At 60.4% G+C, this 18,558-nt stretch carries 11 protein-coding genes; 5 read left to right on the forward strand and 6 right to left on the reverse strand.

What is annotated here, in order from left to right:
• Window positions 1-213: 213 nt before the first annotated feature.
• From YUU_RS55050 to YUU_RS0112595, 4 genes are all read left to right on the forward strand, one after another.
• Window positions 214-3,306: an Ig-like domain-containing protein gene (locus YUU_RS55050; RefSeq protein WP_198031744.1), complete on the forward strand. Its 3,093-nt coding sequence runs from the start codon at window positions 214-216 to the stop codon at window positions 3,304-3,306.
• Between the two features lie 84 nt (window positions 3,307-3,390).
• On the forward strand, window positions 3,391-3,741 hold the full coding sequence (locus YUU_RS0112585) for a hypothetical protein (protein ID WP_027522685.1): 351 nt from the start codon (window positions 3,391-3,393) through the stop codon (window positions 3,739-3,741).
• An 11-nt stretch (window positions 3,742-3,752) separates the two neighbouring features.
• On the forward strand, window positions 3,753-5,465 hold the full coding sequence (locus tag YUU_RS0112590; RefSeq protein ID WP_027522686.1) for a type I secretion system permease/ATPase: 1,713 nt from the start codon (window positions 3,753-3,755) through the stop codon (window positions 5,463-5,465).
• 9 nt (window positions 5,466-5,474) lie between these two features.
• Window positions 5,475-6,845 carry an HlyD family type I secretion periplasmic adaptor subunit gene (locus YUU_RS0112595; RefSeq protein WP_027522687.1) on the forward strand — a complete coding sequence of 457 codons (1,371 nt, stop codon included), beginning with the start codon at window positions 5,475-5,477 and terminating at the stop codon, window positions 6,843-6,845.
• Window positions 6,846-6,985: 140 nt separating this feature from the next.
• On the opposite strand, the gene YUU_RS0112600 is transcribed toward YUU_RS0112595, so the two are convergent.
• Complete coding sequence (locus YUU_RS0112600; RefSeq protein ID WP_245288002.1) at window positions 6,986-8,413, reverse strand: DUF2252 domain-containing protein; 1,428 nt, start codon at window positions 8,411-8,413, stop codon at window positions 6,986-6,988.
• A 323-nt stretch (window positions 8,414-8,736) separates the two neighbouring features.
• On the opposite strand from YUU_RS0112600, the gene YUU_RS50770 reads away from it, so the two are divergent.
• Window positions 8,737-10,239 carry an SGNH family hydrolase gene (locus tag YUU_RS50770; protein WP_156944252.1) on the forward strand — a complete coding sequence of 501 codons (1,503 nt, stop codon included), beginning with the start codon at window positions 8,737-8,739 and terminating at the stop codon, window positions 10,237-10,239.
• Window positions 10,240-10,646: 407 nt separating this feature from the next.
• Here YUU_RS50770 and YUU_RS61150 read toward each other — a convergent pair whose 3' ends face one another.
• The 5 genes from YUU_RS61150 to YUU_RS0112630 form a co-directional block, all read right to left on the reverse strand.
• Window positions 10,647-10,874: a hypothetical protein gene (locus YUU_RS61150; protein WP_084801418.1), complete on the reverse strand. Its 228-nt coding sequence runs from the start codon at window positions 10,872-10,874 to the stop codon at window positions 10,647-10,649.
• A gap of 349 nt (window positions 10,875-11,223) precedes the next feature.
• On the reverse strand, window positions 11,224-11,592 hold the full coding sequence (locus YUU_RS0112615; RefSeq protein WP_027522689.1) for a hypothetical protein: 369 nt from the start codon (window positions 11,590-11,592) through the stop codon (window positions 11,224-11,226).
• Window positions 11,593-11,695: 103 nt separating this feature from the next.
• On the reverse strand, window positions 11,696-13,921 hold the full coding sequence (locus tag YUU_RS0112620; RefSeq protein WP_198031745.1) for a S8 family serine peptidase: 2,226 nt from the start codon (window positions 13,919-13,921) through the stop codon (window positions 11,696-11,698).
• Window positions 13,922-13,956: 35 nt separating this feature from the next.
• Window positions 13,957-15,135 carry a phosphatase PAP2 family protein gene (locus YUU_RS50775; protein ID WP_051389712.1) on the reverse strand — a complete coding sequence of 393 codons (1,179 nt, stop codon included), beginning with the start codon at window positions 15,133-15,135 and terminating at the stop codon, window positions 13,957-13,959.
• Between the two features lie 75 nt (window positions 15,136-15,210).
• Entirely contained in the window at window positions 15,211-17,007 is a 1,797-nt protein-coding gene (locus YUU_RS0112630; RefSeq protein WP_198031746.1) for an adenylate/guanylate cyclase domain-containing protein, read from the reverse strand.
• Window positions 17,008-18,558: the final 1,551 nt, after the last annotated feature.

Below are 18,558 nucleotides of genomic sequence, written 5' to 3' on the forward strand. Positions count from 1 at the left end.
CTGACCAAGGATGCCTCCTTGTCTGTGAGTGGCACGGAAGCCGGCGCCGCGATCACCTACTCAATAGACGGCGGCAGCTTTAACGCGAGCTACGATCCGACGAGCCTGGCGGACGGCAACCACACCGTGGACGTCAGGTCGACCGACCAGGCCGGCAACACCGCCGACACCAGCATCAGCTTCACGCTCGACACCACGACGGCGGCGCCGACCGTGGTGCTGGCGCACGACACCGGCACATCGAATGCAGACAAAACGACCAATAATGCCGCTTTGACAGTTGGTGGTACGGAAACAGGAGCTGCGATCACCTATTCGGTGGACGGCGCGGCGTTCGCCTCGAGCTACGATCCGGCCAGCCTGGCGGATGGAAGCCACACCGTGGACGTCAAGTCGACCGACAAGGCGGGCAACACCGCCGACACCAGCCTTGCGTTCCTCATCGACACTACGGCGCCGACGGTGAACAGCGAGGCGATCACCAGCGCGACCGGGATCCAGAACAGTACCCTTAACGCGGGTGACGTGGTCAGCGTGACGGCAACGTTCAGCGAGACCGTGACAGTGACGGGAACGCCGCAGCTCCAGCTCAACATCGGCGGCAGCCTGGTGCAGGCGAACTATGCCTCCGGCAGCGGCAGCAACGCCCTGGTGTTCACCTACACGGTCCAGTCGGGCCAGACCGATACCAACGGCATCAGCCTCAATGCCAATGCCCTCAGCCTGAACAACGGCACCATCACGGATACGGCCGGCAATGCGGCGACGTTAACGGCGGCGTCGGTTGCGGACAACGCCAGCTACAAGGTCGATACCACGGCGCCGACGGTGAGCAGCGAGGCGATCACGAGCGCGACCGGGATCCAGAACAGCACCCTGAACGTGGGTGACGTGGTCAGCGTGACGGCGACGTTCAGCGAGACCGTGACGGTGACGGGAACGCCGCAGCTCCAGCTCAACGTCGGCGGCACCTTGGTCCAGGCGAACTATGCCTCCGGCAGCGGCAGTAATGCTCTGGTGTTCACCTACACGATCCAGTCGGGCCAGACCGACACCAACGGCATCAGCCTCAATGCCAATGCCCTCAGCCTGAACAACGGCACCATCACGGATACGGCCGGCAATGCGGCGACGTTGGCGGCCGCAGCGGTCGCGGACAACGCCAGCTACAAGGTCGACACCACCGCGCCGACGGTGAACGGCGAGGCGATCACCAGTGGGACAGGGATCCAGAACAACACCCTGAACGTCGGTGACATCGTCAGCGTAACCGCGACATTCAGCGAGACCGTGACGGTGACGGGAACACCGCAGCTCCAGCTCAACGTCGGCGGCACCTTGGCGCAGGCGAACTATGCCTCCGGCAGCGGCAGCAACGCCCTGGTGTTCACCTACGCAATCCAGTCGGGCCAGACCGACGCCAACGGTATCAGCCTCAACGCCAATGCCTTGAGCCTGAACAACGGTACGATCACGGATGCGGCCGGCAACGCGGCGACGTTGACGGCGGCGACGGTTGCCGACAATCCAAGCTACCTGGTTGATACGACCGCGCCGACTGTTACGCAGGTTCAGGTATCTGCGGGAAGGACAACCGGCGACCGGACTTCGATCGTAACAGTCACTTTTTCAGAGGCTGTGAACGATCTTACTCCAGCCGATGTCACCTTTGCCGGTTCTCAAATCAAACTCTATACGGGACCAAATCCGGCTTTGAGCGGCGGAAATTTTCAACAGATTTCCTCCACGGTCTGGGAATTCGAAACCGATCAAAATACCAGCGGGTCCAATACCCAAACAGGGACTCTGCAAATCTCTGGCTACCATGATTTAGCCGGCAACTCCGGCATCACGTTCAGCCAATCGAATGTGACGCTCGCACCTGCCGGGACAGCTGGCCAACTCATCGACTTGGCACTGGCCGGCATCGCGCCGCCTAATGCTGACCCCGTTACGATCACTGGAATTCCGACCGGGTGGTCGCTGAACAATGGGGTGATTGGGGAAAATGGAACGTGGACGGTTCAGGCAAGCCAACTGGCCTCCACTTCTATAATTTCGCCCGCCACATTCGCAGGGGCAACGCTTCTGCACATTACCGCGACATGGAGCAACCCTGATGGAAGCATGGGGTCTGCAATTATCAAGGACAATGTCGAGGCTTACGCGTCAGGCTCCCCCATTTTCGCCTGGTCCGGCGACGACACTCTGACCGGCTCGGGCGGGCACAACACGTTCGTGTTCTCGCAGGCGATCGGCCACGACGTCGTGCACAGCTTCGAGGTCTCATCGGACGTGATCGACCTGATCAGCTATGGCTGGCAGAGCTTTGGTGACGTTCAGGCTCACACCGCCGATGATGCCAGCGGTAACGCGGTGATCACGCTGGCCACCGGCCAGACGATCACGCTCGATGGCGTGCATGCCGCCGACCTGACCGCGGCGAACTTCGCATTCGACGCGACGCCGACGACGGAAAATCCGGGTCCGATGACCATCGGCGATGGCGCGATGCTGCCGTTGTCGGGCATCATCGACAACACCGGCGAGATCGACCTTGAGGGCTCGGGCGATGACACGCTGCTGCAGTTGATCCAGACCGGCGTCACGCTGAAGGGCGGCGGCCACGTCAACCTGTCCGACGATGACCACAACATCATCGCCGGCACGGCGCCGGACGTTACGCTCGACAATATCGACAACGTGATCTCCGGCGCAGGTCAGATCGGGCAGGGCAGCCTGACGCTGAGCAACGAAGGCAGCATCATCGCCACTGGCATCCATGCCCTGGTGCTTGATACCGGCTCGCACGTGATCGCCAATGCCGGCACGTTGGAGGCGACCGGCCCCGGCGGGCTGGTGCTCGAAAGCGCAGTGACAAACAACGGGCTGATCTGGGCCAATGGCGGCACAGTGACGGCCCTGGGCGCGGTGACCGGCACCGGCACTGCCTTGATCAGTGGTGCCGGCTCGATTGAGTTCGGTGCCGGCTCGACCGCGAACACCAGCTTTGACGCCAGCGCGACCGGCCATTTGATCCTAGACGACGCCTTCCACTTCACGGGCACGGTGAGCGGTCTCGATGGCAATGACGACATCGACATCAAGGGCATCAGTTTCGGCGCCGGTACGGCCGTGAGCTTCGCCGAAAACCAGGCGGGGACCGGCGGCACCCTGACCGTCTCGGATGGCGCTCACACCGCGAACATCGTCCTACTCGGTCAATACGATCCGGCCGGCTTTGCCGAGAAGGCCGACACAACGAATGGCACGGTGATCACCTATGATCCGCATCACATTGCCTGAGCGGGATGACCGGCTGACGGTTGGGAAACAGGCGAGGGGCACGCGAAGCTCGCCAGATCTGGGTCCAGATATTGGAGGCGTCCGATGATGCCGATGTTTATCGATCAGGAGAGGGACCCAAGCGATGCGCACGACTGTACCCCAATCCCGCTTACAGATCGGCTGAACTCCGGGGACCCCAACGTCGCCATCCGCGGCGGCTTCGATCCTTGGGGGGATGCCGGACTGCACGATAGCTTTACGTTCCCGCCGTCGTCGCCACCGCCTCATGTTGATGCGCACGACATGGACCAGGTTGCGGGGCGCCTGAGTACGGCGCTCCAGGTCGACTCCGGTCATGGCGGTGAGGCCATCGGCATTGGCCATGCGTCCATCGATCTGCTCGGCGTGTCTCTGTTCCCATCTGTTTGGTTGGACTTCCTTCATCATCACTGAGGTCGCGTAAAGTGAGTAGCGTCAGCAAAAGAGCGAGCCAATTTGGGCAGCGGCTTCGCGAGTCCAAAGGCCACTTCGTCACCGCCGCCATCTTTAGTTTGGCGATTAATCTGCTCTACCTGGCCGGCCCGCTTTATATGTTGCAGGTCTACGACCGTGTGATCTCGAGCGCCAGCGAGATCACCCTGCTGATGTTGACGATTGCGCTGTTGTTGGGATTCACCGCGCTCGCAGGTCTTGACGCGGTGCGCGCGCGCGTGCTGACGCGCACCAGCGTTGCCATCGACCAGAAGATCGCCCCCCGGGTGATGACCGCCATCATCGCCCATTCGGCACCGGCTGGCGGCGCGCGCAGCCAGCTTTTGCGCGATTTCGACAGCTTCCGTCAGTTCGTCACCGGGACGGGGATTCACGCCATCTTCGACCTGCCGTGGACGCCGATCTATATCGCCGTGATCTTTGGCTTACATCCCTCACTGGGCGCGTTCGCGCTGGCCTGCTCGCTCATTCTGGTCGCAACCGCCGTTCTCAATGAATGGATCGTCAAGCCGCCGCTTGCGGAGGCCAGTGAGGCCGCCAGCCGCAGCTACAGCTTTACCGAGATGAGCCTGCGCAACACCGAGGTGGTGCGCGCGATGGGGATGACCGCTGGTCTGCTGCAACGCTGGAGCCGGGACCGCAACCGCATGCTCGCGCGCCAGGTCACCGCCAGCGACCGCGCGGCCACGATGCAGAGCCTGATCCGGTTCTTGCGGCTGTCGATGCAATCGCTCATCCTCGGTCTTGGCGCTTATCTCGTGATCGAACGGCTGACGACCGCCGGGGCGATGTTCGCCGCCAGCCTCCTGCTGGGGCGCGCGTTGCAGCCTGTCGAACAGATCGTTGCATCATGGCGCAGCCTGGTGTCCGCGCGCGGTGCTTATTTGCGGGTGCGCGACTTGTTGTCGGTCCATGCCCCGCGCCAGGCTGGCCTGACGCTGCCGCGGCCGGAAGGGCGCGTTTCGGTTGAATCCTTGTCCTTCGCCGCCCCGGGCAGTTCACGGCCCATTCTGCGCGGCGTCTCGTTTCAAATCGAGCCGGGTGAGGTGCTGGGCATCATCGGTCCTTCCGGGGCAGGCAAATCCACGCTGGCGCGTCATCTCGTGGGTGTGCAGGCGCCTTCGGCAGGGGCTGTTCGTCTCGATGGCTCTGATGTCTCGACCTGGATCCACTCATCGCTCGGCCTGCATCTTGGCTATTTGCCGCAGGACATCGAGCTGTTCGCCGATACCGTCGCGGCCAATATCTGCCGCTTCAACGCCGGCAAGGCTCAGGACATCATCCTGGCGGCGCGCATGGCCGGGGTGCACGAGATGATTGTGCGGCTTGCCCGCGGTTATGACACCGACGTCGGCGAGGGCGGGGCGATCCTGTCCGGCGGGTATCGCCAGCGTATTGGCCTCGCCCGCGCCGTTTACGGCCATCCGAGCCTGGTCGTGCTCGATGAGCCAAGCTCCAATCTCGATGCGGAGGGCGACGCGGCGCTGGCCGACTGCATCATGGAGCTAAAGAAACGCGGCACAACGGTGATCATCATTTCGCATCGGCCGGTCACGATCGGCGTGGTCGATAAGGTGCTGGTGTTACGCGACGGCGTGGTTGACCTGTTCGGACCTCGCAGCGAGGTCCTGTCCCGTCTCACCAGGCCCGTGCCGGTTCATGCCGTCCCGGGAGCGGCCGGTTAGGAGTTGTAGATGGCGACGTCGGATATTGCGAGCCGATCGATGCGGCTGACCTCAGTTCCGGATGGCAGGCGTGGCGCGGTCACGGACACAGCGCCGAGTGACTCGATCCGTCACGTCGCTCTGGCGGGGTGGTTGATCATCGGGATTTTCTTCGGCGGCATCGGCAGCTGGGCGATGACCGCGCCACTCAACGGCGCCGTAGTCGCCAACGCGGTCATCAAGATCGATGGCAATCGCAAGAGCGTCCAGCATTTCGACGGCGGCATCGTCAAGGCCTTGCACGTCAGGGAGGGCGAGCGGGTGCTCGCCGGTGACCTCCTGATCGACCTGGACGACACCCAGGCTCGCGCCGAGTACGAGGTGCTGACCCAGCAGTACGTCGTGCTTCGTGCCACGGAGGTTCGACTTCTGACCGAGCTGGATCACGGTTCGGGACTCGTTATGCCATCCGACCTGAAGCCGCGCCGGGAGGATCCCTACTTCAGGAGCGTTTGGAACGGGCAGCTCAGTCAGTTCGACAGCCGCCTGGCTTCCCTGGAAGGGCAGAGAGGCGTGATCCGTGAAAAAATCAACCAGCTTGGATCGCAGATCATTGGCGGGAAGGCGCAGGTCAAATCGTTTACTGATCAGATCACGTCGATCCGCAGCGAAGCAAAAGATATCGCCCCGCTTGTCGAACGCGGTCTGATCGCGCGTCCACGAATTCTGCAGCTGGAGCGGACTGCGTTCGGGCTGGAAGGCCAGATAGCGGACACAAACGCCAATATCGCCAAGGCTCGCCAGGCGATTGCCGAGCAGGAGCAGCAGATAGCTCAGCTCGACAACGATCGGATGACCGAAGTCACCAAGGATTTGCGCGACACGCAAGCCAAACTGCTCGAGGTCATTCCGAAGGCGATGAGCGCCAAAGCGGTTTTGGGGCACATGGAAATCCGGGCGCCCTACACGGGACGGGTGGTAGGACTCAACGTGTTCTCGGTCGGCGGCGTGATTCAGCGCGGCGACAAGATCTTGGACATCGTTCCCGACGAAGATTCCCTCACCATCGAGGCGCAGGTCGCCGTAGACGACATCAGTGATGTGCATCCTGACACGCGCGCCGAGGTCCATCTTACCGCCTACAAGCAACGCATCGTGCCGATCATTCATGGCGATGTCATTCAGGTTTCGGCGGATCGCCTGACTGATCCGAAAACCAACAGCCCGTATTACACGGCTTTCGTCCGCATCGATCAGGCCGAGCTGGCGGCCATGCCCAACATCCGGCTCTATCCCGGGATGCCCGCAACGGTGATGATTCCAACCGTTGAGCGAACGGCGTTCGAATACATCGTTGGGCCGCTCGTGATGTCGTTCAACCAATCGTTCCGGCAGAAATGAGAGCGTGTTGGCGAACCACGCGACGAGTATGTGAGGATTGGACGCTCACGCGCTCACAACGGCTTTCCCTGCTTGACGCGAGCTCAGCTGCGGCTGAAGCGTGTTGACGAGCACTCTGCACTCGATCGTGCGCGGTAGATCTACGCTGCCTTGGCGGTCCTGACTGAGACAGCCTTTGCCGATTTCGCCGCCACAAGAGCGGCATGGTCCCGAATGGTCTGGCTGGCATAAAGCATGGCGAACGATGCAACCGCGTCGTCGAAGACTTCGCTCTTACCCATGTAGCCCGCGATGGCGGCTGGGTCGCCGGATCGCGCATGTGCACGTGACAGTGTCCGGCCGCAGAGTTGAGCGTAACTGGAAAGCGCGTCCTCCTCACTGATTTCGCTTATGCCGCCCAGTCTGCGATTCTTCAATGTTCGAAGATAGAACTGCCGCCCCGTGGTATCGTCCTGGGTATGGCCGAGAAAGATATCGCTGGCGGCTTGCATCATCCGTTGCCCTTCAACGACGCGACGCCCTTGATGCCCTTTATACCTCATCTTGCTGCCGAGCCGCTCCAGCACGGAGTGCTGCGCCTGCTTGAGTTGCAGGAAAAGCGGTTCGTTATCTCCGGTCAGAAAAAGTCCGACGCAGCAAAACGTGCCGACGGAGCCGACGCCGACCGCCTTGAAGACGAGGTCCTTCATCGTGAAGCGGTCGAGTAATCGCAATCGATCTTGCTCAACGCCTTCCCGGTATGCGGCGAACACTCTTTGAAAGCTCAGCCTGTGCCGGGCGTCGGCCTTGGGATTCAGGTGAAAGATCGTTGGTGGTTTATCCACGATCCGCATGTCATCCTCGCCGACAAGATGCGGGAAGTTGTCGTCCTTCGACAGACCTTCGCCGCGCGCCTTGGCGACAACGCCGGCCAGCCTGCGTCTCAAGCTGCCGTGGGCGATCCGATCGATCTCTTTTTCAAGGTCGATTCGACTGTGCCATATCTCCAGGGGAGACAGCTTGGCCAGCGCCGCCATATGCAACCGGTAGGCTGCGACGGTCGCTGCCGCATAGGCCCGGGCTTCCTTCTTAGGTGCCCCCGAACCCAATGCTGCAATCGCGACGCTGGCGGCGAGTCGCTTCACGTCGACGGTGAAATCCACGCCAGGTAGCGTTTCATCAAAATCGTTGACGTCGAAGAGAATGTTGTTTTCAGGGGTCACGAAGGCGCCGAAATTCATCAAATGGCTGTCGCCGCCGGCCTGCACCGGAATCCCGGCGGTCGGTTGACCGGCAAGGTCCGCTGCCATGACTGCGGCGGCTCCGCGCAGGAACGCAAACGGATCAGCGGACATGCGCGAATAGCGCTCCGGGACCAGCTCCGGCACTCGATCCTTGTCGCTTTCGGCAAGGATCGCGACGGCGTTGCGCGACAAATTCCCCTTTAACTCCGCGTGCGTTTCGCGCGGCGTTTCGAGGCGAAGCGCCTTACCCTGTTTGAACCGGTCGGAGCGCGAGCTAGTTGGCATCATATGCTTGCCTCCTTGGCTGACGGTGAACCAGTCAAAATCAAGACGCAGATAGTACAATTTGACGTAGGTTCCCGCCACAGTTGAATGGCCGAGCCGGCCTTTCCCGACGTCGTTCCGCCCCGGATTTTCTCCATCGCAATCGGCCCCAACGGGAATGCCGCGCGCGGACCCATATCTGGTTCTGAGGGCTAAACGGAACTCCGAAGACGCCCCTGCGATGTCGCTCCCTGCTGACGTGAACTACTTCGTTTGGTCCGCACGGGCGTAACGCACTTCACGGTGATCTGAGACTCGTGATGGAGCCTTAGCGCTATACTGGTGCCAGGCAGGGTATCCGTGTTTTGCGGTCAAAGAACGTGTCCGAAAAGCCGAAAAGGGGCATGTTTACCGGAACCGGCCCGTGGATTGCGCTGGCAATCGCCGCGGGGCTGTTGCTCAGCATTGGCGAACCCACCTCGGCACAATTTTTCAATTTCGGCGGGTTTCAGCAGCGGCCGCAGCCGCAACGCAGTGGCGGCTGGTTCGGTGGCGGCTGGTTTGGTAACGACGCGTATGATCCGTTCCAGCAGCGCGCGCCTCGTTGGGATAGACGGCAAACCGCACCGTCCGTGCGCGAGGATTTTTCCAGGGCACCGTCGCCGGCGAAGCGCGACACCGTACCGGAACGCAATGTGCTGGTGCTCGGCGACGCCATGGCCGACTGGCTCGCCTATGGGCTTGAGGACGCCTATTCCGAGCAGCCCGACATGGGCGTGATCCGCAAGCATAAGACGGTCTCAGGCCTCATCAAATACCAGCCCAAGGGGGAGTCGGCTGACTGGGCTTCGGCCGCCAAGAGCATTCTTGCCACCGAGAAGGCAGACGCAATCGTCGTTATGCTCGGCCTCAACGATCGCGTCGCGATCCGCGAGCCCGTCACCGAGAAGAAGGACGACAAGAAGGATGCGAAGAAAGACGCAAAGGACACACGCGCCAAGCGCGAGACCAAACTCGGCAAGGCTGGCGCGCCCGATGGCGCGCCCAAGGCGGACGACAAGCCGATCGATACCGAAGCGTCGCCGGACGACGCCGACAATGGCACGCCACCGGCTGCAGCGCCCGAGAAGAGCGTGCGTTCGGCGAACGGCGTCTATGAATTCCGCGACGCACATTGGATCGAGCTCTACAACAAGAAAATCGAGGAGCTGATCGGCGTCCTGAAGAGCAAGGGTGTGCCGGTGTTGTGGGTCGGGCTACCTGCGATCCGCGGGCAGAAAGGCACCGCGGACATGCTGTTCCTGGATTCGCTCTATCGCGAAGACTCGACCAAGGCCGGCATCACCTATGTCGACGTCTGGGACGGCTTTGTCGACGAGGCCGGCCTCTTCCTGCAGAAGGGCCCGGACTTCGAAGGCCAGATCCGCCAGCTCCGCACCTCTGACGGCGTCTATTTCACCAAGGCCGGCGCGCGCAAGCTCGCGCATTATGTCGAGCGCGAGATCACGCGTCTCCTGGCGGGGCCTTCGGTACCGATCGCGCTGCCGAGCGAGCCGGCAACGCCTGACATCAACGCCGTGCCCGGCCAGCCGGCGCCGCGGCCGCTGGCGGGACCGATCGTGCCACTGGTCGCCGCCTCCATTGCATCAGATCAACTGCTCGGCGGGCCCGGTTCGCGCCCTGCACCGGTCGATGCGCTTGCAGCGCGGGTCTTGGTTAAAGGTGAGCCTTTGACGGCGCCGGCCGGTCGCGCGGACGATTTTACCTGGCCGCGCCGCGAGTTCGGCGGCGAACAGGCCACAGGTGAGACGCCAGTGGCATCGGCATCGCCCGACGGCTTACGCGATGTCCGCGCCCAGGTGAGGGCGCCGACGGCATGGCTAAGGCCGAAAAAGCTTCGCCGTTAGGAGTTAGGACGTCACCCCGTGCGGCCGGACTATTGGCACGCTCAGGTTGCTGTCTGTCGGCTTCTGGTCCCATGAGCCGAAGATTGCCAAGACTGCAACGACTTCCGCGTTTCAGAGGATTGTGTTGCAAAAATCCTCTTCGGCGTTGGGACCAATTTTCTAAGAGCCGGTGGTGTGTTTGGCGTTTGAGGCGTGGGGGATTGAGCTCGCCAACGTAGTGCCAGTAAGAGCAGCAGACTATTGCTAAGCATCCCTTCGTTGACGGGAGCGCAGGGGAGCGCGGCTCTTGCTCGGCCGATGCTATAGGTCGATTGAAGAATAGCTCGCGATTCCCAAAATCACCGCGACGAACTCGATCCACTGTTGCGGAAGCTCGGCCTATCGCCGCCCTGCAATCAGTGACGCCTCTACCGTTGATGCCCCAGCCCGATCCCGAGCAATAATGCCTTCTGTCGCAGCGAACCTTCACTACGCTTCATCAGCTTCGATAGTTTCGACACTGGCGTACGTGCTTTCGAATGCGCCTTCAGTAACTTAATGTCCGCCGCTGTATAGGGCTTTCTGGCTGGCTTAACGGTCTTCGTTTTCTTTGCCACTCGCACTCTCCGTTGATTCGAAGGGCGCTTTAATATCATTAGTCGCTTGCGCCTCAAACCCGGCGGCGAACTCGTACATTTATGCTTCAGGACTGTGCTGGACTCGCAGTTACGAATTCTTCTTTGGCATCATGTCACCTCGACGAAGCGAACCTTCTCGTCGTTACTCCAGCGGCGCCGACGTTCGACGAATACCTTCACCTGTATTCGCCACATCACCTTAAGGCTAAACTTGAGGTCACACCCTCAGGCTGCTCGTCGAACCGAACAAGGCGGTCGCCGCCGGAGGAATACGGAACACCACATAGCTCTTCATCTCCTTAACTGGCCTCACCCGGAGGTTTGGGTGCGATACCGGAAGGAGTGAATATAGGACCAGATTTCCTGGTTACTCTGGCTTGAGCGCGTCGAATTCTTTCAGAAGCCAGTTCAGAGCCTCAGCTGTCACGCCGTCGACGTCGCCGTTGCCCCTGCCCATCGACACCGGCAGCTTTTGCACCTTGTCCTTAAGCGGCGGAGGGAGTTTAGGCAGGTAATCAGGCCAGTTCTTCAGTTGATACTGCCAGATCCCAACAAGTTCCGCGGTCGCATCTCCGAAGTTGTCAGCCTTCACCTCGGGCGCGAGCCGCCGTTGAAGAATCTTGCGGTCGTGGTCGGAAATGCCGGGCTGATGGAGGACAATAAACAGCAAGCCCTGATGCAGATTCGATACTTTGGGTCCGGTTTCGTGCAAATGAACCGGTTGAATCGCTTTCATTTTGTCGCCTCCTCTGAATGCGATGTGATTTCGGCAAAGCCAACGGTAGGAACAAGCAAGGCTTCCGGATAAAAGGGCTGAATGGCGCACCAACCCAAGCAAGCTACTTTGTCGGACGTCTGACCAGTGCTGGAGCGCCTTCGGCTGCGGCTTGCGGGTCCAGGCGCTCGATCACTAGCGTGTCGACGAGGCCCGAACCAACACGTTCCCGTAATGTCCGCCCAGGGGGGGCGTGATCTTGATTGTTGCCCGCTGCTCTATAAAGGGTGACAAGCGGTTTTGCCAAACCCTGCACAATTTTGCGCCCTGAACCTGCCTTTCCCCGTTCTCGTGCATTGGCAAGCTGACGCGCGATCTGCGGCGCCGCAACGCTGGTGCCGTTCATGACGACGACCGACCCGCTGCGTGTTCCCGCCGCGAGAATGCCTTGCGAGACACTCGACTCGTCGCTGCGTGCCAAGACATCTGGCCCCGTCCGTTCCAGGGTATCCGACTGCTCGCGGTTAATTGCTTTCGCAGCACCGCTGGTGGGTGATACCGGGCCGCCGGAGGAATACTCTACAGCTCGATTTTCCTTGTGCAGATAACCACCGGCAACGATGGTGCGAGAACCAGTCGCAATGGCATTTATTGATCCATCACGCTTAATTGGGCTGTTATTGTCGACTTCCACTGCTCTGCCAGAAATCTCGTCAAATCGCTGGTAGCGATCATCGATGAAGTACGATTGCCTACCGTTCTGCGGATAGCCAAGCGGCCGATCATCCCATTGGATCGACGCTTCCACGTCTCCGATCTCTTTGTCGGTCAGATTCTCAAGTCCAATCGTCCAGGTGCCGAAGGGCGCAAGTTGTCGCGCAGACTCGTGCAAAGCCGAGGGCAGTAGGGCGATCATGTACCTGCCCCTGTTCGTGGGGGGGCCGATAAACTCGTAGTACACCTTGCAAAGAACAACATCGTCATTGGGAGCCCACTCGATCGCACGCTTGCCTGCTCCTGCGACCAGAGGCAAACTTCTCTGCCCGCCTGGGGGCTCTAGCGTGAGCGCCACCCAGCCGCCGTCCGGCGAGGGCTCGGGCAGAGCCGGCAACCAGATCTCCAGATAGCTGCAAGTTCTGTCATCCGGTAACACACGGAACTGCAGTTTTTTCTCGCGTCCAGTTTTGCCGTCACTTGGAGGAAGTGCGATCTTCGCGTGCAAGCGGGAAAGACGACTATTGCCTGACGGGAGCACGACATCGGCTGGCGGATTCCGGCCGTCGATCCGAGCGTCGATTGCAAGCTCGATCGGGTGGCTGCCATCGCGTGGCCCAGCCAAAATACCAGAGCTAAAATTAATCACCACCGGTAGCTCACCGCACCGACGCTGTCGGGCGATATCCTGAGCTTTGCGTAGGATGTAATCGACGCCATCAAGAACATAGTATTCGAGGCCGAGGCCTGCTGTATCTGCGACCGTTACCGTCGGCAATTTCACGCAAACAATGGGGCGCTTTCCGTCGCGGGCCGGCGGCGAAGTCGCATCATACCCGCATGCCAAATCCATCACATGCGTGCCATGCCCGACACGCCTTGCTGTAGCCTTATGCGCAGATTGGCCAAAATCGACAACGCCGGTTGCACTGTAGAACAGGTCTTCATCCACCTGTCCTGCGCTCATACACTCGCGAAGTGAGTTGTCGATGTCGGCTTTGGTCAGTTCTCGGCCATAGGGAACGTCGCCTTTGAATCGACCATCTTGAATCCAGGCGTACTCCACGCGAGACTCGTTCGGGCCGCTCCGAAAGCGCTGGTTCGCAAATGCAATGCCTTCGTCAATAATCCCCATCACGACGGGGACCTCTTGGCCCTGTTCGGGTGTCCCGATGCTATGTTGTGTCGCGCGAAGAGGCCGTCTTACCTCGCCACGCTGGTCTTTGTGGGTGGCGTGACGAGGCAATGTGTGTGCGATTGCGATCCGATGAATGGATTGGGCAATCGAGGGATCGTCTTGAAGCAGCTCAAAAACGTCATGGGGCATTACTAACGTAAATTGGGCGTATTCGAGATCAGTGCGGAGGCCCTCACTGTTAAGCTTGCCGCGGTCTCCAAGTTCGCTCAGAAAATCTCTTGCAGTCTTGCTCAGTTTTGTCTTGCCAAGTTTGGCGGACAAGAGCTCGAGAAACTCTCTTTCCGTCTTGCCGGGCTGCAGACTGACGAGAACGGGAACAGAGATTGCTTCATCCTTTGGGTCTAGCAGCCACTTGGCAGCAACTCGTACCCAATCAATGTACGCGTCAATGAGCACCGGCAAGTCATCTCGCCATTGAAGTGCCGCTTTCTCTGCCATCATTCCCTCCCGGGGCAGATGTGAATGTAGCTAGGCTAGCTCGTTTCGGACCACTCGCTCTTTGCTTTTTCCCAGAGCCATTCTAGTGGTTTCGAGGCTGCTGCGGAGAGAGGTCGCGGCTTAACAGTGGCATAGCGCTCCACGACCTGCTTCAATCGAAGCTTTCGCGTCTCGACGTCATAGAAGTCCTGCCAATTGAAATCGGCAGAATTGCCGTGATCGCCGTGACGCGGATACTCCGGTCCATTGAAATCACAATAGTGGCACCCTTCTCGTGCTCCGCTGCAGAGACTTACCAGGTATTCGGCCAGCGTCAGGCCCAACAGGGTGCCGGCGACGCTGTCGACCGGAAAATGCACGCCGGCCACTGTGCGGTTGATCGCAATGCGGGCCGCTTGCCGCATAAGCTGATTCGCCCAAACGCTTTGCGCTCTTTGCTGGCCGTTGGAAAGAATCGCCAACAGATGCGCGAACATAAAGGCTTCAGTCGCATGGCCGCTTGGCAACGTACCGTGCAGCGGACAAGCTATGATGGGCTGAATTTGAGGCGAGTATTCATGTGGCCGGCGGCAGGACAGCGCATGCTTGATGCGCATTTCCACCGTGTAGGCGAACCGCAAAGCGGCGAGGATCAGCTCGATCGTCCATCGTGTTCGCTCCGGGTGCAAAAAGGTGATGGATCCGAAGAAAGCCTGAGGAACACTCAATTGGGACACGATCTCGACTGCACGATCGGGGCGCAGATCAGCGTAGGATGCGACGAGAGTCAGCTGATCCAGAAAGATCGCCGGGTCGGGACGGCGGAAGATGGCAAGGGGGTGATCGGCGCTCACGATGAGTATTTTACGACCGTCGCCCTTGCCATCCACCCGAAATGAGATGCGCGAGTTGAGTTCGAAATCAAAAATGCTCGCCCGCTCGCCGGGTCCCAGTCGTGCGAGGTTCTCCTCGCGGTCGTCCTCGAGTGGAAGTGGGCGAGGCACCGTCGCCGGGGGCGACCATTCCCCGACAATTCCATCGCGATTTGTAATCAGCGCATCGATGTAAGGCGGGTTATATCCCGGTCCACTGAATACAAATCCGCCGATGACGCCGCCCGCGGCGCCGCTGGCGCCGCTCGCTCCACTCGCGCCGCTTGCGCCGCTGGCGCCACTCGCGCCGCTTGCGCCACTCGCCCCGCTTGCGCCACTAAGTCCAACGGTGAAGCTGCTCATACCTGCCTCCTACGCGTGGAATGGAGGATTGCACTGGATGCCGTAGCGCACCGGCGCAACCCGCGGCTAAGGGAGTCATCCTGGAACACCAGCCTGCCGCAGTGCACTAGACCATTCCTGGCCAGTCCTGCATCCTGCGCTAGGGGTGCGCCTGAGATATTCGGTTATCGTCAACCCGGGCTCCAATCTCATCAATTCGGCCACGGTTTGACGTGCCTCCAGGGCGTGTCCAAGTTGCCACTGTGCGATTGCCATCGCTCTCAGCGTCGAGGTGTGACGGCGATTGGCTTTGAGCGAGCGGCGGGCGTATTTGACCGCAAGCTGATATTTGCGAGCGGCAAGATAGGCGGTAGCGGCCAGAGTGTCGTAGTAGTAGCGATGGGGATCGAGAGGTGACAATCTGATCGCTCGCTGCGTGTCAGCGACGGCATGAGCGCCCTCGTCCCTGAAAGCATGCAGTGTCCCCTTGAGCAACCAAGCAAGCGAGTTATTTGCGTTCGCGCGCACCGCCAGCGCGTAGCGGTCGGCAGCAACGTCAAGCTCCCTGGTCATGTGTGTGTGGACCAACCCATCAATTGCGAGAGCAAGAGAGCTGTCCGGATCTGTGTCGAGCGCACGCTTTGTGCAATCGAGGGCACAACGCCGGTCCTTCGTTGAATCCTCGGTCCAGCCTTGCTGGACCCGCAAGACATACCATTGAGCCATCCAGGAATGCGGAACTGCATGACGCGGCGCCCGTTCAATAACGGCCTGCAGCAGGTGTTGCGCTTCCAAAAAGTCGGCGGCGGACATTCGGTGCATCAACGTAATGCCGCTCATCAGGAGCGAGTAACTCTCCAAGGTTGGCAATGGGCTGGAGCGAGCCCGCTGCAATTCGCAACATTGAATTGCGTTCGCCACCATGGAGACGATCTGGCTAATCAGCTCCTGTTGCCCATCCAGAATGCCCGGAATGTTGTGGGCCAATCGGTCGGCCCATACGACTCGTTGAGACCTGACCTCCGCCAATTCTAGGTTTAGCGTCACACGTTGGTCGTCAACACGATAAGATCCGGACAGCACAAAGTTCGCACCGAGGTGCTGACGGATATCTTCGAGGGTAGATTGACGCCATCGAAATGCCGTTGTCGAAAGGCGCGAGAGCACGGCAACGTCCGGGCATCGGGAAAACGCCCTGATGATTTCCTCGGCTAACACCTCGCCAAGAACGTCCTGGTCGATTGCTTGGGGGCGAGGTACGAATGGAATGATCGCAATCGACGGCCGTAACTCACCCAACAACGCTGTGCATTTGACGACAGGCTTGGGGCCGGCTCGGCCGATCCGGTAGGCTCGAACCGGTTGCTGGATATGCTTGACGTAACATTCGCCAAGGTCTTCGATTTCGGCATCTAGCGTTGGGGTTAGCAGGTCCCGAGCCTGCGCCGAGATGACGACCTCATTTGGGCCGGCGAGGGACGCCAATCGAGCTGCCAAGTTGACGCCTTGTCCATAGATATCGTGATGATCGACGATCACATCGCCGACCTCGATGCCCATTCGCAGAAGCATTTGTTCATCAGCAGGCAATCCGGAACTTGCCGTTTCGCTTTCCTGCTGGATTGCAAACGCCGCTGAGGCCGCGAGCCGGACGTCGCCGAATTGCAGCAGCATCCCGTCGCCAAGGCTCTTAACGAGGCGGCCACCACGGGCAGGAAGCACCTGCGTTACCACCCGATCGACAAGGCTCAGCCAGCGACAGACGACACCTTCCTCGTCTTGTCCTATCAAGCGCACCGATTCGACCATATCCACGACTAAAATCGCCGCAGCTTCCCTCGTCATGATTGGAACGCCCTGGAGCGTTGCACAAATCTGGGATCTCGAACGCATGATTCACCCTCCAGATTGAATCACCGAGCGGCATGGTCTTGGTCGAGCTTGATCCTTACTTTCGATGGCTTACCGAAGCACTGGTATGGTTCATGACAATTTTCGTACTCTTGCCGAAGAGCTGAGCGTTCGCCGTTTCATTTCAGGACTGCGCGCCACATCGACTGCAATGTGTCTATCGAGACCGAAGCCTTGAGGCGGTTATCGTCGACGGATGCACCGCGACGCGGTGTCTTGCCAAACTCGCCACCCGCTACTACAGGATGGATTCCTTGCCCATGTCTACCAAGTGTGATCTTAGATCCGGTTTGCCAGACCGAATGTGAATAGGATCACAATTCGCAAGCGACGCGTTTTTGCTGGAAGGTATCGAGGTCCGCGGCGCTGCGTGCTGGTCGCACTCATCCGCAGCGCCGCGGCCCGGTGTCAAAGCGGAGCAACAACAAGCGGCATTGAATTCCACGCCGCAGCTCATGCGGCTGCTGGCCGAATGAAGGCGCGTCGCATCCTTTCGTCGATCTCCGCGGACGATGCAGATAAGGCTGCCTCGCCAATGCCCGGACGATGCCGCTGCTGTTAGCCCCGTCACCGCCGGCCATCACGTGTGACCTGCTGACGTCTCCCAGCTGACGATTGTCAGGCGCGGCGGGAAGACGGCGATATTCTACGCGCTAGTCAGGGAGATGATCAGCAAATGCAAGCCGGGGTGTTGGACGGCAACAAGGACAATGCCGATGTGCTGTCTCGCTTCCGCCGCGTGCGGTCGCACTGGCGCAATAGCAGCCTGACAGGTGTGCTGCTCACGGCGCGCAGCTTAAACGCAGCGCTGAGCAGCGCCGCGAGCTATCAGCGGACGATCCGTGGGGTAGGGCAAGCCGACTATTTGCGGCACGGATGCGGGACGAGGACGAGCTGCCGCGCGCCAAATGAAACCAGCGGATCGCGGACGTCGCGACGACCGCGGTGGAGCTGATCGGTCGGTTGGATGGGCGCTACTTGGAGACGCTGGTCGACCTGAGTTTCGCTCATAATGGATTAAACCGCGGCTGGCGCAAGCGGATATCGAGTCTGTCGCCCGCAGTCACCTCGGCCAATCGGCCAAGCAGCCCGTGAGCCTGGGCCAGGTGATTGAGATCTGGCGCCGATGCCACTTAGTCGTGGAGCTGACGTGCGCAGATCTGAGCCTGCGCAAAGTCACCAATCGACTAGTTCGGCCGCTCTTGGCGTGGGCTTGATCCGTCCGCTAAAGTCCGCCTTGCCAGGTAAGGCGCGATATTGGGAGCTGGAGAGCTTACAGGTGCGCGCGGTTGCGGCGACGGCGTGGCGACGGTCGTCACGCTCGTTGCTGCCGCGATGGCGACGGTCGTTCCGCTCCGAGCGGGAGGATCCACCGAACGACCAATTGGAGTCCTAGCGGTGAGGCTGGCCCGGAGCTCAGCGGCGCGTGGGTCGACCCAAAACCGGACGTCTAGTCTAACGCCGACGACGCGCTCGCAACGGGCTTCCCTGCTCGGCGCGCGCCCGTTCCCTGTTCGCGCGCAAAATTTCCCT

The organism is Bradyrhizobium sp. Ec3.3 (genome assembly GCF_000472925.1).
Lineage (GTDB): Bacteria > Pseudomonadota > Alphaproteobacteria > Rhizobiales > Xanthobacteraceae > Bradyrhizobium.